The sequence below is a fragment of the Donghicola sp. genome (assembly GCF_025210255.1).
Classification (GTDB): domain Bacteria; phylum Pseudomonadota; class Alphaproteobacteria; order Rhodobacterales; family Rhodobacteraceae; genus Donghicola; species Donghicola eburneus.
Genome location: NZ_JAOARZ010000008.1, coordinates 42,885 through 66,956 on the forward strand (window position 1 = coordinate 42,885; position 24,072 = coordinate 66,956).

The 24,072-nt window shown below is 58.2% G+C and carries 24 protein-coding genes and 1 other RNA gene; 12 read left to right on the forward strand and 13 right to left on the reverse strand.

Annotation, left to right across the window (positions count from 1 at the left end; translation table 11 throughout):
* Positions 1–31 precede the first annotated feature (31 nt).
* The 8 genes from N4A58_RS01255 to N4A58_RS01290 form a co-directional block, all read right to left on the reverse strand.
* Positions 32–748, reverse strand: a complete 717-nt coding sequence (locus N4A58_RS01255) for an alanyl-tRNA editing protein (protein ID WP_293707164.1) — start codon at positions 746–748, stop codon at positions 32–34.
* Entirely contained in the window at positions 745–3,132 is a 2,388-nt protein-coding gene (locus tag N4A58_RS01260) for a DUF3772 domain-containing protein (protein ID WP_293707167.1), read from the reverse strand. The genes N4A58_RS01255 and N4A58_RS01260 overlap by 4 nt, the downstream gene beginning before the upstream one ends.
* Positions 3,113–4,147 carry a cysteine synthase A gene (locus N4A58_RS01265; RefSeq protein ID WP_293707349.1) on the reverse strand — a complete coding sequence of 345 codons (1,035 nt, stop codon included), beginning with the start codon at positions 4,145–4,147 and terminating at the stop codon, positions 3,113–3,115. The genes N4A58_RS01260 and N4A58_RS01265 overlap by 20 nt, the downstream gene beginning before the upstream one ends.
* Before the next feature lie 54 nt (positions 4,148–4,201).
* Positions 4,202–5,320 carry an NUDIX domain-containing protein gene (locus N4A58_RS01270; protein WP_293707169.1) on the reverse strand — a complete coding sequence of 373 codons (1,119 nt, stop codon included), beginning with the start codon at positions 5,318–5,320 and terminating at the stop codon, positions 4,202–4,204.
* A 3-nt stretch (positions 5,321–5,323) separates the two neighbouring features.
* Positions 5,324–5,764: a TrgA family protein gene (locus N4A58_RS01275; protein ID WP_293707172.1), complete on the reverse strand. Its 441-nt coding sequence runs from the start codon at positions 5,762–5,764 to the stop codon at positions 5,324–5,326.
* A 2-nt stretch (positions 5,765–5,766) separates the two neighbouring features.
* Entirely contained in the window at positions 5,767–6,975 is a 1,209-nt protein-coding gene (locus N4A58_RS01280; RefSeq protein ID WP_293707175.1) for a cyclopropane-fatty-acyl-phospholipid synthase family protein, read from the reverse strand.
* Between the two features lie 72 nt (positions 6,976–7,047).
* Positions 7,048–8,466 (reverse strand): deoxyribodipyrimidine photo-lyase, encoded by a 1,419-nt coding sequence (locus N4A58_RS01285; RefSeq protein ID WP_293707178.1) that lies wholly within the window; start codon positions 8,464–8,466, stop codon positions 7,048–7,050.
* A 95-nt stretch (positions 8,467–8,561) separates the two neighbouring features.
* A complete protein-coding gene (locus tag N4A58_RS01290; RefSeq protein WP_293707181.1) occupies positions 8,562–9,077 on the reverse strand; it encodes a DinB family protein in 516 nt (171 codons plus the stop codon).
* 106 nt (positions 9,078–9,183) lie between these two features.
* Between N4A58_RS01290 and ssrA the strand changes: the two genes are divergently transcribed.
* Positions 9,184–9,533: a transfer-messenger RNA gene (ssrA, locus tag N4A58_RS01295) on the forward strand.
* A gap of 11 nt (positions 9,534–9,544) precedes the next feature.
* Here the strand turns inward: ssrA and N4A58_RS01300 are convergent.
* Positions 9,545–10,234, reverse strand: a complete 690-nt coding sequence (locus N4A58_RS01300) for a GntR family transcriptional regulator (RefSeq protein WP_072706370.1) — start codon at positions 10,232–10,234, stop codon at positions 9,545–9,547.
* 252 nt (positions 10,235–10,486) lie between these two features.
* On the opposite strand from N4A58_RS01300, the gene N4A58_RS01305 reads away from it, so the two are divergent.
* The 11 genes from N4A58_RS01305 to N4A58_RS01355 all read left to right on the forward strand — a co-directional run bounded on the left by N4A58_RS01305 (position 10,487) and on the right by N4A58_RS01355 (position 19,468).
* Entirely contained in the window at positions 10,487–11,461 is a 975-nt protein-coding gene (locus N4A58_RS01305; RefSeq protein ID WP_293707185.1) for an ABC transporter ATP-binding protein, read from the forward strand.
* Positions 11,462–11,495: 34 nt separating this feature from the next.
* Complete coding sequence (locus N4A58_RS01310) at positions 11,496–12,761, forward strand: PotD/PotF family extracellular solute-binding protein (protein ID WP_072706368.1); 1,266 nt, start codon at positions 11,496–11,498, stop codon at positions 12,759–12,761.
* A 111-nt stretch (positions 12,762–12,872) separates the two neighbouring features.
* Positions 12,873–13,727 carry an ABC transporter permease gene (locus N4A58_RS01315; RefSeq protein WP_072706367.1) on the forward strand — a complete coding sequence of 285 codons (855 nt, stop codon included), beginning with the start codon at positions 12,873–12,875 and terminating at the stop codon, positions 13,725–13,727.
* 3 nt (positions 13,728–13,730) lie between these two features.
* Positions 13,731–14,567, forward strand: coding sequence for an ABC transporter permease (locus N4A58_RS01320; RefSeq protein ID WP_072706366.1), 837 nt, complete (start codon positions 13,731–13,733; stop codon positions 14,565–14,567).
* On the forward strand, positions 14,567–15,229 hold the full coding sequence (locus N4A58_RS01325; RefSeq protein ID WP_293707194.1) for an aspartate/glutamate racemase family protein: 663 nt from the start codon (positions 14,567–14,569) through the stop codon (positions 15,227–15,229). Before N4A58_RS01320 ends, N4A58_RS01325 begins: the two co-directional genes overlap by 1 nt.
* Positions 15,230–15,320: 91 nt before the next feature.
* Positions 15,321–15,671, forward strand: coding sequence for an antibiotic biosynthesis monooxygenase (locus N4A58_RS01330; protein WP_293707197.1), 351 nt, complete (start codon positions 15,321–15,323; stop codon positions 15,669–15,671).
* Positions 15,672–15,760: 89 nt separating this feature from the next.
* Positions 15,761–17,014 (forward strand): chromate efflux transporter, encoded by a 1,254-nt coding sequence (gene chrA, locus N4A58_RS01335; protein ID WP_293707200.1) that lies wholly within the window; start codon positions 15,761–15,763, stop codon positions 17,012–17,014.
* Between the two features lie 65 nt (positions 17,015–17,079).
* A complete protein-coding gene (locus N4A58_RS01340; protein ID WP_293707203.1) occupies positions 17,080–17,535 on the forward strand; it encodes an SspB family protein in 456 nt (151 codons plus the stop codon).
* Between the two features lie 138 nt (positions 17,536–17,673).
* Positions 17,674–19,065: a class II fumarate hydratase gene (gene fumC, locus N4A58_RS01345; RefSeq protein WP_293707206.1), complete on the forward strand. Its 1,392-nt coding sequence runs from the start codon at positions 17,674–17,676 to the stop codon at positions 19,063–19,065.
* Positions 19,065–19,244: a DUF4169 family protein gene (locus N4A58_RS01350; protein ID WP_293707210.1), complete on the forward strand. Its 180-nt coding sequence runs from the start codon at positions 19,065–19,067 to the stop codon at positions 19,242–19,244. Before fumC ends, N4A58_RS01350 begins: the two co-directional genes overlap by 1 nt.
* On the forward strand, positions 19,241–19,468 hold the full coding sequence (locus N4A58_RS01355; protein ID WP_293707211.1) for a ribbon-helix-helix domain-containing protein: 228 nt from the start codon (positions 19,241–19,243) through the stop codon (positions 19,466–19,468). The genes N4A58_RS01350 and N4A58_RS01355 overlap by 4 nt, the downstream gene beginning before the upstream one ends.
* A 78-nt stretch (positions 19,469–19,546) precedes the next feature.
* On the opposite strand, the gene N4A58_RS01360 is transcribed toward N4A58_RS01355, so the two are convergent.
* The 4 genes from N4A58_RS01360 to N4A58_RS01375 all read right to left on the reverse strand — a co-directional run bounded on the left by N4A58_RS01360 (position 19,547) and on the right by N4A58_RS01375 (position 23,954).
* The gene (locus N4A58_RS01360) at positions 19,547–20,449 is read right to left on the reverse strand and encodes a fructose bisphosphate aldolase (RefSeq protein ID WP_293707212.1); all 903 of its coding nucleotides are present in this window, start codon (positions 20,447–20,449) and stop codon (positions 19,547–19,549) included.
* A 124-nt stretch (positions 20,450–20,573) separates the two neighbouring features.
* Positions 20,574–21,923 (reverse strand): cytochrome P450, encoded by a 1,350-nt coding sequence (locus N4A58_RS01365; RefSeq protein WP_293707214.1) that lies wholly within the window; start codon positions 21,921–21,923, stop codon positions 20,574–20,576.
* Positions 21,920–23,140: a hypothetical protein gene (locus N4A58_RS01370; RefSeq protein WP_293707216.1), complete on the reverse strand. Its 1,221-nt coding sequence runs from the start codon at positions 23,138–23,140 to the stop codon at positions 21,920–21,922. The genes N4A58_RS01365 and N4A58_RS01370 overlap by 4 nt, the downstream gene beginning before the upstream one ends.
* Positions 23,141–23,201: 61 nt before the next feature.
* The gene (locus N4A58_RS01375) at positions 23,202–23,954 is read right to left on the reverse strand and encodes a cytochrome c biogenesis protein CcdA (RefSeq protein WP_293707218.1); all 753 of its coding nucleotides are present in this window, start codon (positions 23,952–23,954) and stop codon (positions 23,202–23,204) included.
* Positions 23,955–24,072: the final 118 nt, after the last annotated feature.

The window sequence follows — 24,072 nt, forward strand, 5'->3', positions numbered from 1 at the left end:
TCCACACATTCAGCGGCTGCAACACCGAATTTCAGTCAATATGCAGGTTTATCCGCCGGTTCTGGCGGCCTTTTTTCTCGACCTTGCCAATCCGGACAGATCCGATCTCTGAGGTCGAGCGCACGTGGGTGCCGCCGCAGGGCTGTAGATCAACTTGTTCGGTCGTGTCGCCAATCCTGACCAGGCGCACGCGCCCTGTCCCGCGTGGTGGTTTGACCGACATGGTCTTAACCAAACCGGGATTTGCATCCAGATCTTCGTCGCTGATCCATTGGGTGGTCACCATGAGATCCCGATCAACCAAGGCGTTCAAGGCATCCTGAATCGCTTGCTTGTCCTCGGGCGCCTCTTCCATGTCAAAGTCGAGACGCCCCTTTTCTTCGGAGATAGAGCCCCCCGTGACGGGCAAAGGCACCACAACAGACAACAGGTGCAGCGCTGTGTGCACTCGCATGTGATGGTGCCGCCGTTCCCAATCCAATTCCTGACGAACCACAGAGCCAACGGAGGGCAAAGGCGCAGGCTCTCCGGGGACAAGGATGATCTCATCCCCCTCGCCCTTGATGGTGGTCGCGATCTCGATCCGGCCCCCGTCCCACGTCAGAATTCCGCTGTCACCAGGTTGGCCGCCGCCTGTGGGATAGAACACGGTTTGGTCCAGCACGATTCCGCCTTCGTCCGTCAGGCGGGTTACATTGCCATCAGCCGAGCGCAAATACGCGTCGTCGCGGAACAGAGGATCGGTCATTCATCAGCTCCATTGTCAGAAACGTCCGGCAGGCCCGCTGCCGGTTGGTGGGTTGGTGTGTCGTCCGTCGGCACAGGCTGCGCGCTGGGGTAGCCACGCATCCACAAGTCGCGCTGCGGGAACGGAATTTCGATCTGCTCTTCTGCAAAGCGCTTGGCAATGGCGTGATTGAAGTCTGAACTCACGTTCAGCACCCAGTTCACATCGCGAATGATCGCACGGATTTCAAAATCCATCGAGCTATCCCCGAACCCCTTGAAATAGATAAAGGGCGGTGGTTGTAGCAGAACCATTGGATGCTCTTTGGCAATTTCCATCAAGATTTCTTCGACTTTGTGTGTGTCGCTGCCATAGGCCACGCCGACCGGTACAATCACGCGACCAATCGTATTGCCACGCGTCCAGTTCGTGACCTTGCCACTGACTAGATCCGAGTTCGGAACGATCACATCCGTGCGGTCAAAGGTTTCGATCCGCGTTGAGCGAACAGAAATAGAGCGGACATAGCCCATCTCGCCGCCGACCTCGATCCAATCCCCCTCGGAAATCGGGCGTTCGATCAGCAGGATGATGCCCGACACAAAGTTCGACACGATATTTTGCAGACCGAAACCGATACCAACAGACAGCGCACCCGCAACGATCGCAAGGTTCGACAGGTCAATCCCAGCTGCGCCAACCGCCGCCATTGCCGCGATAAAAACCCCGACATAGCCCATGCCGGACACCATTGCGTTTCGACCCCCTAGATCGAGACGGGTTTTCGGCAGGATCGAGGTTTTCAGCGCCCGTTGCAGCAACCGTGTTAGACCGTAGCCGATGACAAAAACCACGGCAAAGCTGATGAAATCCGTGGGCGAGATATTGGTATCGCCGACGGTATAGCCCGCTCGAAACCGTGCCCAGAGCTCGGTCAGATCAGAGATCCGCGCACCCCAAATCAGCGCCAGAACCGGTAGCAGACCAAGCGCCAGCAGGTATCCCAAGAGCACCGGTAGCAGCGCGTCGTCGGCGCTTTCGGGTTGCGTCGAGAGCATCGCATATAGATCACGGATGAACTGCTGCAGAACCACGTAGATGCCATACAGCGCAAGCGAGCCGACCATCGGATACAGCAGACCTTCGGCCGCGTTTCGGTAGCCCACTGCTGCGATGATCGGTGCAAGAATGGCCGCTAAAGCCATGATCCGAAGAGATATCTGCGCGACGTTTGATGCCGTCCCATCGCTCTCTTCGGACTCGCTTTTCATGCTGTGGCGTAGGGTATTAACCAAATGCAGCAGCGTAAAAGCCGTCACCAGCAGGATCGGAAAAATAAGAACGGCCGTCACCCCGACCGAGAATTCCTCTCGGTTGGAGACGTCATTCACCAACAAATCCGCCGCGAGGCATACCCCGAGCAATATGCCACTGCGCCGTACTTTTTTGCGCTTTTCCTGAGGGATCGAGGTGATGGCACGAAAATCACCGTCAGGGAACAGCAGACCAGACAGCCAGCCCGCAAACATGATCACGCCCACATAGAGCAGCATGTCCGACAGCAGTGCGGCCCCCCGCTCGCCTGTCAGCTGCAACACCTGCAAGCCAGAGACGATCATGGCCACCCCAAGCACCGGCACAATCACTTTGCCGAGCGAGATGAGCAGGCTCCACACACCTGGCCCACGTCTGATCCGATGCCAAATCGTTGTGACCAGCGCCTCGATCCAGTCGGGTGCACGGGTCAGAAACAGAACGCCGACGATAATGAACAAGATCGCGGGGAGCACATCTTCGCGCGCGTCATTCAGGCGGTTGCTGTCCGCAAAGACATCGCGCACCTCTTGGACCAGCGCGCTGCCATAGCGGATCAGCGCTTTGCTGGTCTCATTCCACATCACGGGATTAAGCGGCGTAGGCCCCAAGGAGAACAGCCGCTCTGCTTGTTCGCGGCGAATGATGCGGTCGATTTCAGCGATCAAGCCATCCGCCTGGCGGTAAGCCTCATCCGCTTTTACGCGTGGAACTTCAGCCTCTTGCAGCTGGTCATTCAAGTCCTCGCGACGCTCTGCGATGGCTTGGGGCTCGGTCTCGCCCTCGGCTGGAGGTTCGCCCAAGGCACTAATCTGCGCCTTTAGTGTATCAATGCGCTCGCTATTTGCGTCTTGGGCGGTTTGGAACTGATTTCGGAAATCGGAGATCCGGCCGCGCAAGGTTTCAAGCGCGTCTACATCGTGCGGTTCTGCCTCGATCTCGGCCTCGACCTCTTGGGTCAGATCGTTCCATGCGCTGTAATCTACCCTGTCGGCCTGCGCGAGCGCCGCAAAGGGAACGAGTGTCACAAAAACGGCGGCCCAGAGGAGCCGCCGCATCATCGTAAAGGCCTTAGTTGTCAACAAAGACACCCGGGATGCTCTTAGGGCCGACGGTCATCCAATCTGGGACAGGCAGACCCTTTTCCTTGAGGAAGCTGGGATTGAACAGCTTCGACTGGTAGCGGGTGCCGTAGTCACACAGGATGGTCACGATGGTGTGGCCCGGTCCCATCTCCTTGGCCATACGGATCGCGCCGGCGATGTTGATGCCGGAGCTGCCGCCAAGGCACAGGCCCTCTTCGGACAGGGTGTCAAAGACGATCGGCAGCGCCTCTTCGTCGGGGATCTGGTAGGCCATGTCGGGGGTGAACCCTTCGAGGTTCGCCGTAATGCGCCCCTGCCCGATGCCTTCGGTGATCGAGCCACCTTCGGACTTCAACTCGCCGCTGGTGTAGAAGCTATACAGCGCCGCACCCATGGGATCAGCTAGACCGATTTTGACACCTTTGGGCTGCAGAGCCTCTGCCACACCGGCCAAGGTGCCGCCCGAGCCGACAGCGCAGACGAAACCGTCCACTTTGCCGCCGGTCTGTTCCCAGATTTCGGGGCCGGTGGTTTCCACGTGGGCGCGCTTGTTCGCGACGTTGTCGAACTGGTTGGCCCAGATCGCACCGTGCTGTTCGGACTTGGCCAGTTCCTCGGCCAGACGACCCGAGTAGCGCACGTAGTTGTTCGGGTTGCGATAAGGCGCTGCGGGCACCTGCACCAGTTCTGCGCCCGCCAGACGGATCATGTCCTTCTTTTCCTGAGACTGGGTCTCGGGGATGACAATCACAGTGCGGAAGCCCATGGAGGCGCCGACCAGTGCCAGACCAATACCGGTGTTACCGGCTGTGCCCTCGACAATGGTGCCGCCGGGCTCCAACAGGCCTTTCTCCAGCGCGTCTTTGATGATGTAGAGCGCCGCGCGGTCCTTGACCGACTGACCTGGGTTCATGAACTCACATTTGCCCAGAATCGTGCACCCGGTCTCTTCGCTGGCCTTCTTCAGCTTGATCAGAGGGGTGTTCCCGATGGCTCCGGCCAGATCCTGTGCAATTCGCATCATGCGCCCTTTCTCGTGTTACAGCGACATGAATATGGGTGTCTGTGGGCGAACTCAACCCGTCTGGCGCAATCCGTCGCGTGCCCGTGATAACCAAAGCGCCAAAAGGCAGGTCGGCTGCGTGCTAATCCGGTCGTTGTCGACCATCTCCATAAGTTCTGTGTAGCTGAAAAGATGGGTCCGGATATCCTCTGCCTCGGTTTCTTCGCCGCCGACGCCAACGATGTCATCGGGCAGGTCCGCAAGGCCAACAAACAGGTGGTAATACTCGCTGGAGCATCCGGGCGATGGATATCCGCGATTCACCGGAATCAGGCGCGACATCTCCAGCCGTGCTTCCTCGCGGGTTTCGCGCTCGGCAGCTTCGATCGCAGTTTCGCCCGGATCGATACGGCCTGCGACAGGTTCCAGCGCCCAACAATGCGGATCACCACGGAAATAGGGTCCTGCACGGAATTGTTCGACCAGCAGAACGCGGTCCCGCACCGGATCATAGGGCAGCACAATTACCGCATCTGCCGCCATAAACGTCGCACGGTTCACCACCTCGCTGGGGGACCCATCGTGGCGTTGAAACGAAAGGTCATGCTCATCCACCGCAAAGTAATTCGCGTAGGGGATCATGCGGCGATGGCTGATCACGTTCTGCGCTGTCAGGCCAGACGGGGTCAGCGCGCTGGGATCAGCCTGTGCATTGGCATAGCTTGAGGCGCGCATCCTGATGGTTCCAAAGCGTGTCCCAACATCGCGCGGGTCCTCGTTGCCAAAAGACATCATGACCTCTTCGGCGGCACGCATGGACGTCGGGGCCCATTTTCCGATCCATGCGTCCAAATCAAAGGGTTCACCTTGGGAATAGAGCTGCCGCGCGGCGATGTAACATGACGCCATCTCATGGCCCGTTCCGGGGTCTACGCAGACATCGGCGCGCTGATACCCGAAAGCCAGTTCGTAATAGTCCAGTCGATCTCGCTGAATGCCTGTGAGATTGCGCAGCAACAGACCCTCGGCCTGGCCGCCCTCTTCGGCAGTAATCATGGGGAAGCTCTCGCCCGCCGCCCAATATACGGCAAAGCCCGAAATACGTGCGGGGATGGCCTCGACCGGGGCGCCAGCTACCAGATCGAGAAGGGGTTTATGGCGCAGCGTGCCATAAACGAAAAAGTCGTTCATTTTTTATCTCCAGCGGCGCTCTGCGGCTTCGGCCCCCAAACCGGACAACACTGCCCCCATAATCACGGGCAAGATCATCGCAGTCGCAGAAATCGCCAACAAGTCGGTTATTCCAATTTTCACTGCGGCTAGAATGGCCTCTAAAGCATGATCGTAGAATTTTCGAAACGCTCGATTTAGCATTTCCCGAAATGCCAATCCGAATACGACAAGGATAAGGGTAACGAAGCCGCCGCTGATCCCTGTGGCTGCGGCCCGTGCCCATCCATATCCAACGCGTGCCCCGACCAGTTTCCAACCGATGACCGCCCCAAGCAAAGCGTTAAACTCGATAAAGAATGGGTAGAAGCGCAAGCTGTCCCGCAGCTCGCGCAACTCAAGCGCCAAAATGATACCCGTCCCTGCCATCAGAAGTGCTGCAATCAGGCGGGACGCGGTAGGCATGTTTAAGCAGGTCTTTCGATTGTCATTTGCGTTACATCGCAAATACCGCCTTTGAACGAGCCAGCGCAAGCTGTCAGGTAGAAATTCCACATGCGGCGGAAACGTTCATCGAAGCCGTGGCTGGCAACCTGATCCCAACGTTCGTTAAAGGTCTCGTGCCAGCGGCGCAGGGTTTGGCTGTAGCTTTGGCCAAACTCAAAGGTATCACGGACTTTGAGCCCAGCTTGCTCGACCTGATTACGAAGGACACGCGGAGACGGCAGCATTCCGCCCGGAAAGATGTATTTCTGGATGAAATCCACGCCCTTACGGTAGGTGTCCCAACGCTTGTCCTCGATCAAAATGATCTGAAGCGTTGCCGAGGCGCCAGGCTTTAGACAGTTATGCACGGTCTTGAAATATGTGGGCCAGTATTTCTCTCCAACAGCTTCGAACATCTCGATGCTTGCGATACCGTCATAGACGCCTGTCTCATCACGATAGTCCTGCAATTTGAGCGTTACCTGATCCGACAAACCTGCGTCTGCGATGCGCTTTTGCGCATAGGCAAGCTGCTCTTTGCTGATCGTAAGGCCTGTAACCTTGAGCCCACGCTCCTTGGCGGCATATTCGGCGAACCCGCCCCAACCGCAGCCGATCTCGAGCACGTGATCCCCGGGCTTTACGCCCATCCGGTCGACCATCGACTTGTATTTTTCGATCTGCGCAGTCTCCAAATCTTCTTGGCCAGACTTAAAGATCGCCGACGAGTAAGTCATCGTATCGTCCAGCCATAGGCTATAGAAGTCGTTCCCAAGATCATAATGATATGAAATATTTTTGCGCGCTTGGCGCTTGGTATTTGACTGCAGCCAGAAACGGAATTTTTCCATCGCGCGAACAAGCGATTGCCCCGGAAAGCCGTCATAGACCGACTCTTGCTGGTCATGCACCAGATCCATAAAGGCCTGAAGGTCCGGACTGCTCCACCAGCCATCCAGATAGGAATCGCAAAAACCCAGATCGCCCTCGCGGATCAGGCGGCTGAACACGTCCGGATGATGGATTACAATCTCTGCGACCGGACCGGGCAATTTGCCCTCGCACCGGAACACGCGCCCATCCTCAAGTCGGATGTCCAAGCGCCCTGCCCGCATGCCTTCCATCATCGACAGGACGGAGCCCAGATAACGGGGCAGTTCGGTCTGGCCTTTGGTGTCTGTCAGGATCATGGTTCTTCTCCCTGTGGATATTTCTAGGCTAGGTCCTTGAAGCGGACCGCCGCAAATCTTTTTATTGTGTCTTCAAAAATCGCGGTTTTCATAAGCATCAAGTGCCCGTTTCCGCCCCGCATCGGCGCTAACGATCGCATTCGGATAATCGTCGTCCGGCGACAGGTTCCAGCTGCGCGGCACCGCGTCAAAATACTTCAGAGCGTCCTCGTGGGGATTTCCGCGCCCTTCGGCGATCCAGCGTGACACGTAGTTGCGCTGCTTGTCGAACTTGTCGAGCTGCGTCACCGGGTTGAATACGCGGAAGTAGGGCGTGGCATCTGGTCCTGACCCTGCCGACCATTGCCACCCCATCGCGTTCGACGCGGGGTCCCAATCAATCAAACAGTCCTCAAACCATTTTTGTCCGATTTTCCAATGAGTCAGCAGATGTTTGGTCAAGTAGCTGGCCACAATCATGCGGGCCCGATTGTGCATCCGACCAGTGACATAAAGTTCTCGCATGGCGGCGTCGACGAACTGGATCCCTGTCCGCCCCTGCTTCCACGCCCTGACCTCGTCATTTTCCTTTTCGTTCCAAGGGAATGCAGACCACTCTTCACGCCAATTATCGGTTGCGATTTGCGGCGTGTGCCAGATCAGATGGTAGGCAAACTCGCGCCACGCCAATTCCTTCATAAAGGTTTCAGCGCCTTTGCTGCCCTCGTGCTGCTTGCGCGCAGCCGCATGCCAGCATTGGCGCGGGCTGATTTCGCCAAGGGACAGGTTTTCAGACAGACAGCTGGTGCCATCTTCGGAGGGTAAGTCACGAAGGGTGTCGTAATCATCGACGATGTCTTCAATGAAGTGGGCCAAACGATCCTGCGCCGCATCCTCGCCCAACTGGACGAACGGGCGGACCACATCCGCGCCACGACGCATGTCATCGGCCAAGCCCCAGTCCTCAAGATCGTCCGAATCCGGCCACGACGATGGAGCCTCAAGGCTCGATACGCGGCCCAAAGGCTGCGGAACGTCGTGATCGCGCACATTCTTCCAATAAGGTGTAAAGACTTTGTAGTAGCCGCCCGTGCCCGTTTCGACCGTCCAGGGTTCGAACATCAAGTGGCCAAGGTGGCTTTCCGCCGCAATCCCATCGTCTTTGAGAGCAGCTTTCACCGTCTTGTCACGCTCCACACTGTCTGGATCATAGGCCCGCGACCAATACACCGTGTCTGCGCCGGTCTCTTCGATCAGCGCACGAAGCACCTCTGTCGGGTCGCCCTTGCGCAAGATGAGACGGCTTCCAATGTCCTTGAGCGATCCAGACAGGTGCTCCACCCCAAGGCCCAAACGCCATTTCGGCGCGGCGCCCAACTGCTCGACGAGCCTGTCGCAAATGAAAACTGGAAGGACAGGGCGTCCGGACGACATTGCGGCCCAAAGTGCTGGATGGTCGGACAAACGAAGGTCCCGACGGAACCAGACGATGATAGGAGAAGTCTCTGCCACGCAATGCCTCTTGGTTTTAATTACATACTAGTACGTTGGGCAAAACGCTCCGGATCACTCAATGGTTCACAAAAAGTCGAAATATTTCAAAGCTGTCAAAGCCATGGCCCCGACTCGGGCATCAGGAACAGATCTGTTGGCTCTGGTGTGATCCCGATCTGGGTCAACATAACGTGCACCTGCCCGCGATGATGGGTTTGGTGGTTGAAAAAGTGCATCACGCAATCACCCATTTTTTTCGACACCTCGCGCCCCAGAAGCCCAGAGTGCCAACTGAGGTCCGACACCAAATCAAGCGCGCGCACCCTTTCTGCCCAAATCAGGATGTGGCCGTCCATGCGGAACCGCTCGCCGGACCATGAGGCGGCAGTGGGCTGAAATGTCTTGCTCTCTTCGGTCGTCCCGCCCGGCGACGGCTTTCCTTCGAAGCGGGACATCCACATGGTGTCCGCCCACAGCAAATGATTCACAGTCGCAAAAATAGATCCAAAAAATGCGCCGCGATCCTTGGTGAGTTCGGCGCGTGGCATCTCTTGCAGGATTTTGCGCAGCCCCCTGTTCTGCCACGCGTTATACCGTGCCATCGTTATGCAATATTCTTTGGTCAGCATCGGACGTTCCCGCCTTTGTCGGTGTTTTTGCAATCGATCCTCGGGGGTTATGAAAACCGAGCCCGCCCCCGCAGGCAAGAAAATCCATACAGGATTCTGAAGACGACCTCTTGAATTCCGCCAATAAGTTCGTAGGTTAAGCGCGTCGGGCAACCGACTATGGACATAAACGCGCTCGTAATAAGCGGATCGGACCCGGGGGCGGTACCCGGCGGCTCCACCAAAAATCCTATCGTTTGGGATCATGGGGCCGAAACAGGATCGACGAACGTCTAAAGGGGTTTGCTTTGTCCCGGTGTGATACCGCCGTTATCGGTTCAACAAGTACAATTGCAAACGACAATCGTGCTCCGGTAGCAATGGCTGCGTAAGCAGTCGGAGTTTCCGAAATCTAAGTCCTTGTGCCTAGCAGCGTAAGGCGGGGTTCGGAGGTACCTGGCAACAGAAACCTCCACTTTCCACCATCGTCAGACCTTTAACGCTTCGGACAGCGACTGCGGTGCCGAGGTTTGCTCGCGCAGATCAAGCGATGTCAGCAGGTCCAAGAGGTGGTTCTTCATTAATTCTTCGGCCAATGCGCCATCCTTGTTGGCCAGCGCCTTGATCAGTGCGTGGTGCGCGTTGCTTTCGCACAGGGCCGCCCGCCTCTGCCAATAGAGCGCGATGATCAGCGAAGATCGTGCGACGAGCTGTGCGATGATCTCTTCGATTGTGTCCTGATCCGCGATCCGCGCGACCTCTACGTGGAACTGCCCCGAGAGCTGCAGTGCTTTGCCCGTTTGTCCTGCGGCGAGTGCTGCGTGCTCTGCATCAATGTGGGACTGCAAAACCGCTAGGTCCGCTTCGGTCATCCGCTCTGCGGCGTGTCGGGTCATGGTCGGCTCGAGCAGCGCGCGGGCCTCAAAGACTTCGCGTGCCTCTTTCACTGTGGGCCGCGCAACGAAAGCACCACGGTTCCGCTTCAACTCTACCAAGCGTTGATGGGCTAACTGCTGCAATGCAGCGCGAATGACTGTCCGGCTGACGCCATAGACTTCGCCAACTTCGTCTTCGTTCAACTTCGTTCCGGGGGCGATCCGATGCTCGTGGATCGCTTCGGCCAGCGCCTCTGCGACCTTGGTGCTTGCTGTATCTGTTGCCTTTTCCTTGGGTGCCATGTGCCCGAACCCCTATTTTATTGCTTCACTGATCCCCACTTCGGGCCCGAATCGCAAGTCAGGAGGTCCTGCATTCCTCCGTGCACGATATTGTATACGATTTTGGATTATGATTTGTGCACAGCTTTGCACCAGCTGCTCAATTTCGCGCCATCTCAAGTTTCTGCACTGCCGTATGCGGATTTTTTCTTCACGGTCAGGAAATTTACAGACCAACGTGAACCCAAGACGCAACTCATAGGGGCACAGCACATGCGATCGGGTCAGGATCTGGAACTGGTACACCTGAGCAAACGCTACGGGGACACCACCGCGGTGGACAACATCAATCATGTGTTTCTGAATGGCTCTTATGTGTGCCTTCTGGGACCCTCGGGCTGCGGCAAGTCCTCGACCCTGCGCATGATCGCAGGACACGAGAGCGTGTCGGACGGCTCGATTGTGCTGGATGGGCACGATATCTCGCACCTGTCGCCCGCACAGCGCGGCACGGCGATGATGTTCCAGAACTACGCCCTGTTTCCGCACCTGAGCGTGCGCGACAACGTCGCTTTTTCCTTGCACATGAAGGGCGTGGACAAGCCGACCCGACACAAGGCGGCTGACGAGATGTTGGAACTGGTGGACATGACCCACCTTGCCGACCGCTTGCCCGACCAACTCTCTGGCGGTCAGCAGCAGCGTGTGGCTCTGGCGCGCGCTCTGGTGACCAAACCTCGCGTCCTTTTGCTGGATGAACCGCTGTCCGCGCTCGACCCCTTTCTGCGCATTCGCATGCGGACTGAACTTAAGCGGCTGCAGCGCGAACTTGGCATCACCTTTATTCACGTGACCCACGGTCAGGACGAAGCGCTGGCGCTGGCGGACGAGATCGTGGTGATGAACAACGCCGTCATCGAACAGGCGGGTCCGGCGCGTGACGTCTGGATGGCCCCCCGCACCGAATTCGTGGCCCGCTTTATGGGCGGCCACAACGTCATCTCCTTCGAAGGGCACAAGATTGCATTGCGCGCCGATGAGGTCCGCATGGCCGACACCGGCTTGCCCGCCACCGTGACTGCCGTGGAATACCAAGGCGCCCACGTGTCGCTGACAGCGATCACCCCCGCCGGAGAAGAGATCGTGGCTCTCGTGCCCGAAGCAGCCTTCTTTGCTGCACCAAAAGAAACCGGCGAAGCGGTCAGCTTCGTCTGGGACGAAGGGCGGGTTCACCGCCTCCAAGCATAAGCAACTCCTCAATCCACAACAGGGATTTAGTACTATGTCGAAAATGCGTTATTCCCGTCGATCCATCCTGAAAAGCGGCGCAGCAGCCGTTGCGGCATCGACCCTGCCCGCACCCATGGTCTGGGCTCAGGAGATCAAAGACATCACCCTGCGCCAGTTCGGCACGGGCGTGTCGAACCTGAACGAAGTCGGCCAGAAGGTGAAAGAAGATCTTGGCTTCACTCTGGAAATGACCGCTCTGGATTCCGACAGCGTGACCCAGCGTGCAGCGACCCAGCCCGACAGCTTTGATATTGCGGATATCGAATACTGGATCTGTAAAAAGGTTTGGCCGACCGGCAACCTGCAGGCGATGGATACCAGCAAGATCAAGAACTACGACAAGATCGTTGGCATCTTCCGTTCGGGTAAACTGACCCCCGAAAGCACCATCGCGCAGGGCACTGCACCCCACACCGTTGGCTTTGTCGAAGAGCCCGGCGCAACCACCTTTGCGGATCAGGAAACCAACTGGATGACCTTGATCCCCACCATCTATAACGCAGACACTCTGGGCATCCGTCCTGACCTGATCAACCGACCCATCAACACTTGGGCCGAGCTGCTGAACCCCGAGTTCAAAGGCAAAGCTTCGATCCTCGACATTTCGTCGATCGGTATCATGGACATGGCAATGGTCTGCGAAGCCATGGGCGAAATCCAGTACGGCGACAAAGGCAACATGACCAAGGAAGAGATCGACGCGACTTTTGCGATCTTTACCGAAGCCAAGCGTGCTGGCCAGTTCCGCGCGTTCTGGAAAACCTTTGACGAGTCGGTCAACCTGATGGCGTCGGGCGAGGTTGTGATCCAGTCCATGTGGTCGCCTGCGATCACCGCTGTGAAATCGCGCGGCATCCCCTGCGTCTACCAGCCTCTGAAGGAAGGCTACCGTTCGTGGGGCGGCGGTCTGGGCCTGTCCAAGTCGCTGAGCGGCATGGAGCTGGATGCAGCCTACGAATACATCAACTGGTACCTCGACGGCTGGGTCGGCGGCTTCCTGATGCGTCAGGGCTACTACTCGGCGGTTCCCGAAACCTCCAAGAACTACATGTCCGAAAACGAATGGGGCTACTGGTTCGAGGGCAAAGAAGCGACCGGCGAAATCACCTCGCCCTTCGGCGACGTGCTGGCCCAAGCGGGCGAAACCCGCGACGGTGGCTCGTTCGAAGAGCGCATGGGTTCGGTGGCGTGCTGGAACGCCGTCATGGACGAGAACCAGTACATGGTTCGCAAGTGGAACGAATTCATCGCGGCATAAGCGGCGGATTTGCAGGGGCGTTGCCCCTCTGGACGGGCCTTTGGGCCCGCCCATTCACCCCAGAGTATTTAGCGCAAAGATGAAAGGGGCAGTCGCCCCGGGGATGGATTTATGGCGATGAGCCGGCATGTCACAGGGTGGCTCCAGGCTGTGCCTCTGACCGTGGTTCTAGGGTGTTTCCTAATTGCACCTATTATCATGATCGTCGTGGTAAGCTTTTGGGGCGCGACCGAGTTTTCGATCTATCCTGCCTTTCAGTTTGACAACTACAGCTATCTGTTCGGATCGGCTGTGGTGTGGAAGGTGTTCTTTGCGACCTTCAAATACGCCTTCATTACGTGGGCGTTTACCTTGGCCATCGGGTTTACGGTGGCATATTTTCTGGCATTCCATGTACGCACGCAGTCAATGCAAATCGCACTGTTTTTGCTGTGTACCATTCCGTTCTGGACCTCGAACATCATCCGGATGATCTCTTGGATTCCGTTTCTGGGGCGCAACGGGATCGCAAACTCGACGCTGATTTCGTGGGGCGTAATTGATGAGCCGCTGGAATGGCTGCTTTATTCGGATTTCTCGGTCATTCTGGCGTTTGTCCACCTCTATACGCTGTTCATGGTGGTCCCGATCTTTAACACCATGATGCGGATCGATCGGTCCCTGATCGAAGCGGCGGTCGATAACGGCGCCACCGCGATGCAAACCCTGCGTCATGTGATCCTGCCGCTCACCAAGCCTGGCATCATGATCGGCACGATCTTTGTGGTGACGCTGGTGATGGGCGACTTTATCACCGTGCGCTTCATGTCTGGCTCACAAAAGGCCAATGTCGGCCGTCTGATCTCCAACGATATTTCGCTGCTACAGTATCCGTCAGCAGCGGCGACCTCTGTGGTGCTACTGATCACCGTTCTGATTGTGATCGGGATCCTGCTGCGCTTTGTCAACATTCGCAAGGAGCTGTAAGTCATGGAAAAGCGGTCTCTTTCCTTCTACGTACTGGCAGCGTTCTTTGGCCTGTTTGTTCTGTTCCTGTATGGTCCCACGCTGACCATTGGCATTCTGTCGTTCCAAGGGCCCACGGGCGGTCTGACCTTCCCCATGCGCGGCGTGTCACTCCACTGGTTCCGCGAGCTCTTCGAGCAGCAGGCCGTCGGGGATATCTGGGGCGCGTTTCGCCGGTCCTTTGCCTTGGGGCTAATGGTCATGGTCACAACCGTTGTCGTGTCGGTAATGTCCGGTCTGGCCTTCCGCAAACGGTTCAAGGGCTCTGGCGTTCTGTTCTACATGGCGATCACATCGTTGGTGATCCCGTCGATCCTGATCTCGCTGGGGGTCGGCCTAATCTTTAACCAGCTGGGCCTAAAAATTCATTGGGCGACCTCTGGGTTTGGCTCGCAGCTGACATGGACCCTGCCCTTTGGTCTGCTGATCATGTTTGCCGTCTTCAACCGATTTGACAAATCCTACGAGGAAGCCGCGCGGGACCAAGGGGCGACCCAGTGGCAAACCATCCGCCACGTGGTTCTGCCCATCATTGCACCCTCTCTGATTGGTGTGGCTTTGTTCGGGTTCACCTTGTCCTACGACGAATTCGCGCGGACCCTGCTGACATCGGGGAGCTACAACACCCTACCGCTTGAGGTGTTTGGCATGACCACCAACGTGACCACACCGGTGATCTATGCGCTCGGCACGCTGACCACGCTCTTCTCTTTTGGCATTATCGGGGTCTTCCTGATATCGGTCCGGATTATGGCGAAACGCCGCGCCAAGATGGGCAATGACGCTGGGAAAGCGGTCTGATGAAAATCGCTTACGTGAACCCCAACGCGACTGTGGCGATGACAGACGCCATGGTCGCGGTCGCAGCGCAGGTTCTACCGAGCGCGCAGATCATCGGCTTGACCAACCATGACGGACCGCCCGCGATCCAAGGGGCGGCGGATGGCGAAGCGGCCTTGCCAGGCGTGCTGGCGCGGATTGCGCAGGCCGAGGCAGACGGGGCAGATGCTGTCGTGATCGGCTGCTTTGACGACACAGGATTGGCCGAGGCGCAGGGCATGACATCCCTGCCCGTCCTTGGGATCGGTCAGTCCTCTTATGTGATGGCCGCGGTTCTGGGGCGAAGGTTCGCAGTCATGACCTCTTTGCCGATTTCGATTCCTGTGATCGAGGGCAATATCAATAGCGGCGGCTACGCCCCCAACTGTGCGGGCGTTCTGGCCAGCGACCTGCCCGTCCTGACCATCGACGAGGGGTCAGAAGAAACCCGCGCTCATCTTGCGACCTGCATCAATCAGGCGGCACGCGACACCAAGGCTGGCGCGGTTATCTTGGGCTGTGCGGGAATGGCCCCCTTGCGGCAGGATCTGACCACGCGCACAGGCGTGGTCTTGATCGACGGTGTCGCTGCTTCGGCCACTCTCGCGCAGGCTGCCGTTTCTTACCTGAGCTCCGCGCGCTAACCCCGCGGGCTGCCGAACGGCGCCCGCAACAAAATCCTTTGACAATCAGCACGGCTCGGACACTCTACCTCGGCATCGTGGGAGGAGAGATATGATCGCAGTGATTTTCGAAGTGACCCCAAAAGAGGGCATGATGGGCCCCTATCTAGATATGGCCGCCCGCATGAAAGAGCACCTTGAGGGGTTCGACGGATTCATCAGCGTGGAGCGATTTGAAAGCCTGACCACACCGGGCAAGCTTTTATCTCTGTCATTTTGGGAAGATGAAGAGGCCGTCCAACGCTGGCGCAAGCTCACCGCCCATCGCGGCGCCCAAGAGATGGGGCGTCAGCGCTTTTTCGAGGATTACCGACTGCGCGTGTCCCATGTGATGCGCGACTACGGGATGGAGGCGCGCGACGAAGCGCCTTTGGACAGCCGCACGCATCACGGCGCTATGTGAAGGTTTCATCACAGTGCGCTGATTTCGCTTGCGTTTCCCTGCCAAGCCCATAGGCCTACCGGCGCACGACACATACGAGGGCTTTCTTGATGGCTCCTGACATTCGCACGCTCTTCCAAGTCTTTGGCCGCATCGGCGTTCTGTCCTTTGGCGGACCGGCCGCGCAGATTGCGTTGATGCACAAAGAGTTGGTCGAAGATCGGGACTGGCTGAAAGAAGAGCAGTTTCTGCGTGCACTCTCGTTCTGCATGCTCTTGCCGGGACCAGAGGCGATGCAGCTGGCCACCTATGCAGGCTGGAGACTGCGCGGGACCTTGGGTGGTCTGATTGCGGGCCTGCTATTTGTGATCCCTGGCGCGCTGGTCGTTGCGGCGCTCGCGCTGGGGTACGCCTATTTCGGGAACATCCCTTGGGTCCAAGCCGCCTTCGTCGGGATCAAGGCGACTGTGACGATCATCGTCCTTCAGGCGCTCTACAAGGTAGCAAAGCGGGCGCTGCACCATGCGACCGACTGGATAATCGCAGGTGCGGGCTTTCTCAGCCTCTTTGCGCTGCATATCCCATTTCCTATCGTTATCGCGGTTGCAGGGATCATTGGTGCGATCCGCAGTAAGAACGACAGCGCGACACCATCAGACCCTGTCGTCAAGCCCAAAACCCTTCAAACGCTGATCTTCTGGTCTGCCTTGTGGACCGCTCCCATCGCGCTTTGCATTGCGCTGGAGGCACCATTTTTCACTGACATCGCACTCTTCTTCAGCAAGCTGGCGATTGTGACCTTTGGCGGAGCCTACGCGGTCCTCGCTTATATGGCCCAAGAAGTCGTGTCCGCTTATGGCTGGATTTCCCCCGAAGCAATGATCGACGCGCTCGGCCTTGCCGAAACGACACCGGGCCCGCTGATTCTGGTGACAGAGTTCGTCGCGCTGCTCGCCGGCTTTGCCGAGGGCGGTCCTGCGGTGGCGCTGGCCGCGGGCGCCCTGTCTCTCTGGGTGACCTTTGTGCCATGCTTTCTGTGGATCTTTGTGGGCGCGCCCTACCTCGATTTGCTGTCCTCGATGCCCCGCCTCAGAGGGGCGCTGGCCGCCATCACAGCGGCGGTGGTTGGGGTCATTCTGAACCTGTCGATCTGGTTCGCAGCCCATGTTTTCTTTGGCTCCGTGGGCGAAGCGTCCCTTGGTCCCGTGAATGTCATTGCGCCAGACTGGGCCTCGCTGGATCTGATCTCGGTGGCATTGGCATTGCAGGCTGCCGTTATGCTGCTGTTGCTGAAGATTGGGATCGAAAAGACCCTTCTTGTGACCGCAATTTTCGGCTTGGCATCAGGCATCTACGCAATCTGATTGCATTCTCCCCTTTAGTTTGCTTTTCGATGTACTATGCTGATTGAAAATCGGAGGCACTTGAAATGGGCGATATCGACTACGGCAATCTGATGCACGCTGCGATGCGGGGCCTGATCCGTCAGGTTCTGGAAGGCGTGGCACAGGACGGCCTGCCGGGTGAGCACCATTTCTTTATCACTTTCTCCACGGGTGCCGAGGGTGTCGAGCTGGCGGACTGGCTGGTTCAGCGCTATCCCACGGAAATGACTGTCGTGCTGCAGCACTGGTTCGACTCTCTGGATGTTGATCCCGATGGCTTTGGCGTCACGCTGAACTTCGGTGACAGCCCCGAACGCCTGTATATCCCCTATGATGCGATCCGCACTTTCGTGGACCCCTCGGTCGAATTTGGCCTCCGCTTCGAAAGCGTTGGCGAAGAGGACGAGGAAGAGGATGAACTCGACATCGAACTGGCCGAGGTTGAGGAAGAGCCCACCACCGACGCCGAAATCGTCAGCTTGGACAAATTCCGCAAGTAACTGCGATCACACCCTTTAAATTTGTGATCACATAGGCGATTTTTCGACCCCGTTAACGCTATCCAAGGCCCTGACGCGATTGCGACAGGGCTTTTCTGCCTGTAAACCCACGGCAACCGTTATACAGGAGGTTGCCTCATGGCCGATACCCGTACCGAAACCGACAGCTTTGGTCCTCTCGAAGTTCCCGCAGACAAGTATTGGGGCGCGCAGACCCAGCGCTCGATCATGAACTTCCCCATCGGCTGGGAAAAGCAGCCCGTGCCTGTCATCCGCGCTCTGGGTGTGGTGAAAAAGGCTGCGGCCATCGTGAACGAAAGCTTTGGCGATCTGGACGCGGAACTTTCCAAGGCGATCCAAGCCGCTGCCACCGAAGTGATCGAAGGCAAGTTTGACGACAACTTCCCGCTGGTTGTCTGGCAGACCGGTTCCGGCACCCAGTCGAACATGAACGCGAACGAGGTCATCTCGAACCGCGCGATCGAAATGCTGGGTGGCGAGTTGGCCAGCAAAAAGCCCGTGCACCCGAACGATCACTGCAACATGGGCCAGTCGTCGAACGACACCTTCCCGACTGCGATGCACGTCGCCATCGGCATGCACACCCGCGACGTCCTGCTGCCCGGCCTGCGCAAGCTGCACGCCGCTCTGGCCGCCAAGTCCGAAGAGTTCAAGGAGATCATCAAGATCGGCCGGACCCACACCCAAGACGCGACCCCGCTGACTCTGGGTCAGGAATTCGGTGGCTACGCCCATCAGGTTGCTCAAGGCATCAAGCGCGTCGAAGCCTGCCTGCCCGACATCTACGAACTGGCGCAGGGCGGCACCGCGGTTGGCACCGGTCTGAACACCCGCAAGGGCTTTGCCGAGAAGGTCGCCGCCGAGATCGCAGCGATCACCGGCCTGCCCTTCGTCACCGCCCCCAACAAGTTCGAAGCACTGGCCGCGCACGACGCAATGGTCATGTTCTCGGGCGCGCTGAAGACTGTGGCCGGTTCGCTGTTCAAAATCGCGAACGACATGCGTCTCTTGGGTTCGGGTCCCCGTTCGGGTCTTGGCGAACTGATCCTGCCCGAAAACGAGCCCGGCTCGTCGATCATGCCCGGCAAAGTGAACCCCACTCAGGCCGAAGCGCTGACCATGGTGTGCGCCCACGTCATGGGCAACGATGCGGCAGTTGGTTTCGCGGGCTCGCAGGGTCACTTCGAACTGAACGTGTACAACCCGATGATGTCGTACAACGTTCTGCAGTCGATCCAGCTCTTGGGTGATGCCGCTTCTGCCTTCACCGACAACATGGTTGTTGGCACGCAGGCGAACACCGCGCGCATCGACAAGCTGATGAAAGAGTCGCTGATGCTGGTAACCGCATTGGCCCCGACCATCGGCTACGACAACGCCACCAAGGTTGCGAAGACCGCGCACAAGAACGGCACCACTCTGAAAGAAGAGGCGATCGCTCTTGGCTTTGTGGACGAAGAAACCTTTGACCGCGTTGTCCGCCCCGAAGACATGATCGGCCCCAAGTAATGGCCGCGCCGGTCAATCTGAACCGGTTTCGCAAAGACAAAGCACGGGCCGAGAAAAAGGCCCGTGCTGATCAGAACGCTGCCAAATTCGGACGCACCAAAGCCGAAAAGCAGCGCGACGCTATTGAGGCCGAGAAAGCCGAGCGTCACCTAAACCAGCACAAGCGCGACGACGAATGAGCGGCGGCCCCATCAAACGGTCACTGACCCTGCGCGGGCATCGGACCTCTGTTTCTTTGGAAGAGCCGTTCTGGCAAGCCTTCCGCGCTATTGCCGAGGCTCAGGAAAAACCGATCAATCAGCTCGCGGCTGAAATCGACGTTCGACGCGATCCGGAAAGCGAGGGGCTGGCCTCGGCCATTCGGGTCTTTGTGCTGCGCTGGTATCAGGCGAAACTGGACTGAATTCCCCACCCATTCCTGCAAAGAAAAACGGGGCCTTCTGGATGAAGACCCCGCTCTATCTATCTGTAAACGCTCGGATTAGACCGAGGCGCTATAGATCTTGTTGATGTTCTCTGCCAGCGCGGCATTGAACTCGTCATCCGACTGCTGTGCGCTCAGGCCTTCGGCCAGTGCACGGCTGAACGATGCGATCATCTTCTCGTTCTTCGAGAGCTTCTCGCAAGCATCTGCGGTCGAGTAACCACCCGACAGAGCCACAACGCGCAGAACGCGGGGATGATCAGCGAGGCTGTCATAGAGGCCAGCTTCGGTGGGGATGGTCAGCTTCAGAACGACGTTCTGGGTCTCGTCCAGCAGGTCCAGCTGCTTTTCGATCTCGGCCTTCAGAATGGTTTCTGCTTCGGCTTTGGTGGGGCTGTCGATCAGAACTTCGGGCTCGACGATCGGCACCAGACCAGCTGCGATGACTTCTTTGCCCAGTTCAAACTGCTGCGCCACAACCGCTGCAATGCCGGTTTCGTTCGCTTCGTGGATCACCGAGCGCTCTTTGGTGCCAAAGATGCCGAACTCACGGGCAGTCGCCAGCAGTTCGGTCAGGCCGGGGATCGGCTTCAGGATCTGAGCGCCGTCTTTGACGTCTTCCATGCCCTTGTCGATCTTCAGGAAGGGAACAACGCCGCGCTCTTCCCACAGGTAGGTGGGCACGGGCATGCCGGCGACTTCACCGCGCATGGTGCGCTCGAACAGGATCGCACCTAGAACCTTTTCCGAAGTAAACTCGGGCGCGGTCATGATGCGGCAGCGCATGTCGTGGATCAGACCGAACATCTCTTCTTCGGTCGAGTACGCATCCTCTTCAACGCCGTACTGCTTCAGAGCCTTGGGGGTCGAGCCACCGCTCTGGTCCAAAGCGGCAATAAAACCCGCGCCCGCTGCAATGCGATCGGCTTGGCTCTGCTCGAGTACAGTGTCCTTGGCCATGATCTGAAAATCCCTTCGATGCGTTAAAACCTTGTGGGGTTTTTAACCCATCTCACGGGATCAGCATAGAGTTTTAAGTGATGTTTAGCGCAAACACTGTTATGTTTAACGCTAACATTTAACGCTAACGGCGCTCGACCTCCAGATATATGCCATTGGCGGACCGCAAAGTGAGGTGTGCGACCGGTATTGGCGGCGCAGAATCGGTGAGTTTGAACCGGAAATGCTTGAGCAGCATCGACAGGATCAACGGCCCCTCGACCATCGCAAAGCCCGCCCCTGTACAGACGCGCGGCCCCGCTGAAAACGGCATGTAGGCGCAGCGCGATGCGGCGCGGCCCTCTTCGGTTTTGGTCCGGTCGGGATCAAAGCCGTCGGGGTTGTCCCACAGCCGTTCGTGCCGCTGCTGATGCCATGGGCTGAGGACGATCTGCGACCCCTTGGGGACCTTGCGATCACGGAAGCACTCGGGCTGTGTCGTTTCGCGGACCATCATGGGCACGGGCGGGTAAAGCCGCAAAGCCTCGCGGAACACATCTCGGCTGATCTTCAACGAAGAAACCTCGGAAAAATCACCTGTTTTCAATGCCTCGGCCTCTGCGGCGACTTTGTCCTGCCATTCTGGATAGAGCGCCATCAGATAGAGCGACCAGCCCAACGCCGACGCGCTGGTTTCATGCCCCGCCAAGAAGAAGATCGCCACCTGATCCACCATCTCCTCGGTGGTAAAGGTCTCTCCGGTTTCGGGGTCCGCGGTGGTCATAATCTTGGTCGCCAGATCGTCGGGCGCGGTCCCCGCGCGAATGGCGTCCATACGTTCGGCCGTCAGTTGGGTGATCAACCGGCGGATCAGGCGCGCACTGTCCTTGGTGTCCTTGCGAAAAAACCGCGGCATCCATTTTGGCAGTGGGATAAAGGCTGCCAAATTCAGGATCGGCTGGCTGCGCTGATACGCGCGAAATTCGTGGAAGACTTGGCTCGCGATTTCATGCTCGATCGGAATTGTGAACAATGTGCGAAATATAACATCAGCTGCGACGTGGCTTGTCTCTGGCTCGATATCAATCACCTGCCCCACATGGCCATCCATGCGTTGAACCGCCGCCTGAGCAGCGGCCCACATGGCCGGATAGGTGTCGCGCAAACGCCCACCTTCGAAGGCAGGGTCAATAATGCGGCGCTGCCGTTCCCACTCTGCCCCGTTGGTCAAAAAGACGGACCGCCCAAGAAGCGGCCGCAACCCTTCGCTCACGCGGTCGGACTTGGGAAAGTCCATCGGCCTGCCCTTGAGCACCAAATCAACCAGTTCAGGCTGATTCACCAAATAGGACCGAAAGAACGCCGTTTTGAATTCGGCCATCCACGCCCGATACAGGCGTTGCGGTTGCGCGGACAGGATATCTTGGCGAAAGAGTTTGAGGTAGCGCCAGAGGGACACCTTGTCCTGTCGGGCGGCGGGCTTTGGCGGGATCACGAGGACATACTCCGGTAGCCAGAGATCGGTTTGCGGATCGTCGATGGCGATGGGGCGCGTTCCGCATAGCGCGCCGCCAAAGTCTGTGGCCCCGCCGTCACGCGGAAATAGTCGTAATCCTCGGCCTGTGGCAGCGCGTAAAGATATTGGAAATGCAGACGAAACCACGCACGGCGCAGACGCTTCCACTGCTCTGCCCCAAGCGTACGCGAGAAGGCAGCAGAGATGACAAGCGGCCAACGCTGGCCAGCCTCTGGTGCCACGCCGCTCACCGCAACCGGATCACACAGCGCAAAGGCACAGCCATCGCCAAGGGCGGTGATATCGACCCACGCCAGAGCGTCTGTTTGGCTCAGATCATGAAGGTCACGCCGCAATCTGTCGGCATTGGGCAGAAAGGACACCATCGGAACCACCTGCCCCAGACTTAGAAATCCAACGGCCGCATGGCTCTGCCCCAGTCGCCCATCGCGGAGAAGATCGGCCAGCACAGACACACCAAGATAAGCCCCTGAAGAATGGCCGACCACCAGCACTTCGTCCGTGTCTGGGTCGGCCATAGCGGCCGCGATCTGATCCTGAAACGCGTTTAAGCGCGACTCGAGCGCGGGCGGATAGGCCCCGCGCAGACCTGCGGAAAATGCGTAGTCGTGCATCAGGTAATAGGCGAGAATACGATTATCCATCCGCCGCCCCGCGCGCAGCAGCATCACCGCCGCGACCAAGCCGAAAACAAAGCCGATCCAGCAGAGGCTAAGCGGGAGCAACTCGTAGCCGATATATCCCAGCAATCCCGCAACCGTCGCCGCAAGGATCAATTGCAGCATCAGGAACGCAACCGGATAGAGCGCCGCGATCACCGGCCCACGCCGCAACCGCATCAAACGAAACAGTGCGCCCGAGCCGATATAAATCCACGCCGTCCGGACCATCTGCAGGTAAGTCGCAAAGATCCCCTGATCCATCGAGGCATTTACGATGTCTGACCAAACCAAAACGTCGACGCGGGCCGACACATCTTGGTCCTCAATCGTCGCATCCACCTCCCACGCTGCGGGGCCGGCCCCGCGCAGAGCGATCCGATATCCCGAGTAGCGCGCTTGGTCAGCACCCTCTTTGCGATAGAATTCGCGGTAGCGGCGCGGCGGATAGGGATCGAACCCCGGAATGTAAAACACCCGGCGACGGCGCACTGGTCTGTCAAAGCGTTCGTCCATGCCAACCCCTTAATATAAGGGCATTAAACATGGCAGATGGGCCAAGGGATAGGGCTAAAGTTCAGCCCAGTGTCGCTAGAGCCGGAAAAGTTTCCAGCAGCCAATAAGAGAACCGCGAGAAGCCACCTGTCAGCATCAGCAGACCAATGGTCCACAGCAGCAAGCCCATCACACGCTCGATCTGCTCCATGTGGCGCTTCATCCAGCCCATGATCCCGCCCATTTGCGGCAGGAACGCCGCCACAATCAGGAACGGCAGGCCAAGGCCCAAAGCATACACCGCCAACAGCGTCGTGCCCCGCGCAACGCTCGCCTCGCTGGCAGCCAGCGACAAGATTGCGCCAAGCTGCGGGCCAATGCAGGGCGTCCAACCGAAGGCAAACGCGAGCCCAAGGATATAGGCCCCGAACGCCGATCCCCCCTGATCGCCAACATCAATCCGCGCTTCGCGGCTGAGAAAGCCAATCCGGATCACCCCAAGGAAGTGCATGCCGAACACCATCACGAGGATGCCTGCGCCGGTGTTAAAATACCCTTGGTACGACAGAAACGCCCGCCCCACCGCCGAGGCAGCAAAGCCGAGCAGCAGAAAGACGGTCGACAGACCCAAGACGAAAAAAAGCGCGGCCAGCAAGGTCCGCCCCCGGGCACTGCCGTCCTTGGTCATGTCATTCAGGCTGACGCCGCTCATGTAGGCCAGATACGGCGGGACAATCGGCAACACGCACGGGCTAAGGAAACTGATCACCCCAGCGATCAGCGCAACGATCATGGCGGGCAAAAGCCCTGCATCAAAGAGGTCGATTCCGAACATGATCTCTCCTTACCGCATGTGGCGCGCGTGCGTCACGTCGCGACCTCTCACAAGTTTGTTGGGCGGGTCAATGCAGCCAAACGATCTACGCTGCGTCCGATTGAAAAAGGGCGCCCGC

Excerpts from the sequence above, each read along its gene's own strand:
- N4A58_RS01255 (WP_293707164.1), bottom strand. The coding sequence starts at position 748 with ATGACCGATCCTCTGTTCCGCGACGACGCGTATTTGCGCTCGGCTGAT.
- N4A58_RS01265 (WP_293707349.1), bottom strand. The coding sequence starts at position 4,147 with ATGCGAATTGCACAGGATCTGGCCGGAGCCATCGGGAACACCCCTCTG.
- N4A58_RS01270 (WP_293707169.1), bottom strand. The coding sequence starts at position 5,320 with ATGAACGACTTTTTCGTTTATGGCACGCTGCGCCATAAACCCCTTCTC.
- N4A58_RS01275 (WP_293707172.1), bottom strand. The coding sequence starts at position 5,764 with ATGCCTACCGCGTCCCGCCTGATTGCAGCACTTCTGATGGCAGGGACG.
- N4A58_RS01280 (WP_293707175.1), bottom strand. The coding sequence starts at position 6,975 with ATGATCCTGACAGACACCAAAGGCCAGACCGAACTGCCCCGTTATCTG.
- N4A58_RS01290 (WP_293707181.1), bottom strand. The coding sequence starts at position 9,077 with ATGCTGACCAAAGAATATTGCATAACGATGGCACGGTATAACGCGTGG.
- N4A58_RS01300 (WP_072706370.1), bottom strand. The coding sequence starts at position 10,234 with ATGGCACCCAAGGAAAAGGCAACAGATACAGCAAGCACCAAGGTCGCA.
- N4A58_RS01305 (WP_293707185.1), top strand. The coding sequence starts at position 10,487 with ATGCGATCGGGTCAGGATCTGGAACTGGTACACCTGAGCAAACGCTAC.
- N4A58_RS01310 (WP_072706368.1), top strand. The coding sequence starts at position 11,496 with ATGTCGAAAATGCGTTATTCCCGTCGATCCATCCTGAAAAGCGGCGCA.
- N4A58_RS01315 (WP_072706367.1), top strand. The coding sequence starts at position 12,873 with ATGGCGATGAGCCGGCATGTCACAGGGTGGCTCCAGGCTGTGCCTCTG.
- N4A58_RS01320 (WP_072706366.1), top strand. The coding sequence starts at position 13,731 with ATGGAAAAGCGGTCTCTTTCCTTCTACGTACTGGCAGCGTTCTTTGGC.
- N4A58_RS01325 (WP_293707194.1), top strand. The coding sequence starts at position 14,567 with ATGAAAATCGCTTACGTGAACCCCAACGCGACTGTGGCGATGACAGAC.
- N4A58_RS01330 (WP_293707197.1), top strand. The coding sequence starts at position 15,321 with ATGATCGCAGTGATTTTCGAAGTGACCCCAAAAGAGGGCATGATGGGC.
- chrA (WP_293707200.1), top strand. The coding sequence starts at position 15,761 with ATGGCTCCTGACATTCGCACGCTCTTCCAAGTCTTTGGCCGCATCGGC.
- N4A58_RS01340 (WP_293707203.1), top strand. The coding sequence starts at position 17,080 with ATGGGCGATATCGACTACGGCAATCTGATGCACGCTGCGATGCGGGGC.
- fumC (WP_293707206.1), top strand. The coding sequence starts at position 17,674 with ATGGCCGATACCCGTACCGAAACCGACAGCTTTGGTCCTCTCGAAGTT.
- N4A58_RS01350 (WP_293707210.1), top strand. The coding sequence starts at position 19,065 with ATGGCCGCGCCGGTCAATCTGAACCGGTTTCGCAAAGACAAAGCACGG.
- N4A58_RS01355 (WP_293707211.1), top strand. The coding sequence starts at position 19,241 with ATGAGCGGCGGCCCCATCAAACGGTCACTGACCCTGCGCGGGCATCGG.
- N4A58_RS01360 (WP_293707212.1), bottom strand. The coding sequence starts at position 20,449 with ATGGCCAAGGACACTGTACTCGAGCAGAGCCAAGCCGATCGCATTGCA.
- N4A58_RS01370 (WP_293707216.1), bottom strand. The coding sequence starts at position 23,140 with ATGGACGAACGCTTTGACAGACCAGTGCGCCGTCGCCGGGTGTTTTAC.
- N4A58_RS01375 (WP_293707218.1), bottom strand. The coding sequence starts at position 23,954 with ATGTTCGGAATCGACCTCTTTGATGCAGGGCTTTTGCCCGCCATGATC.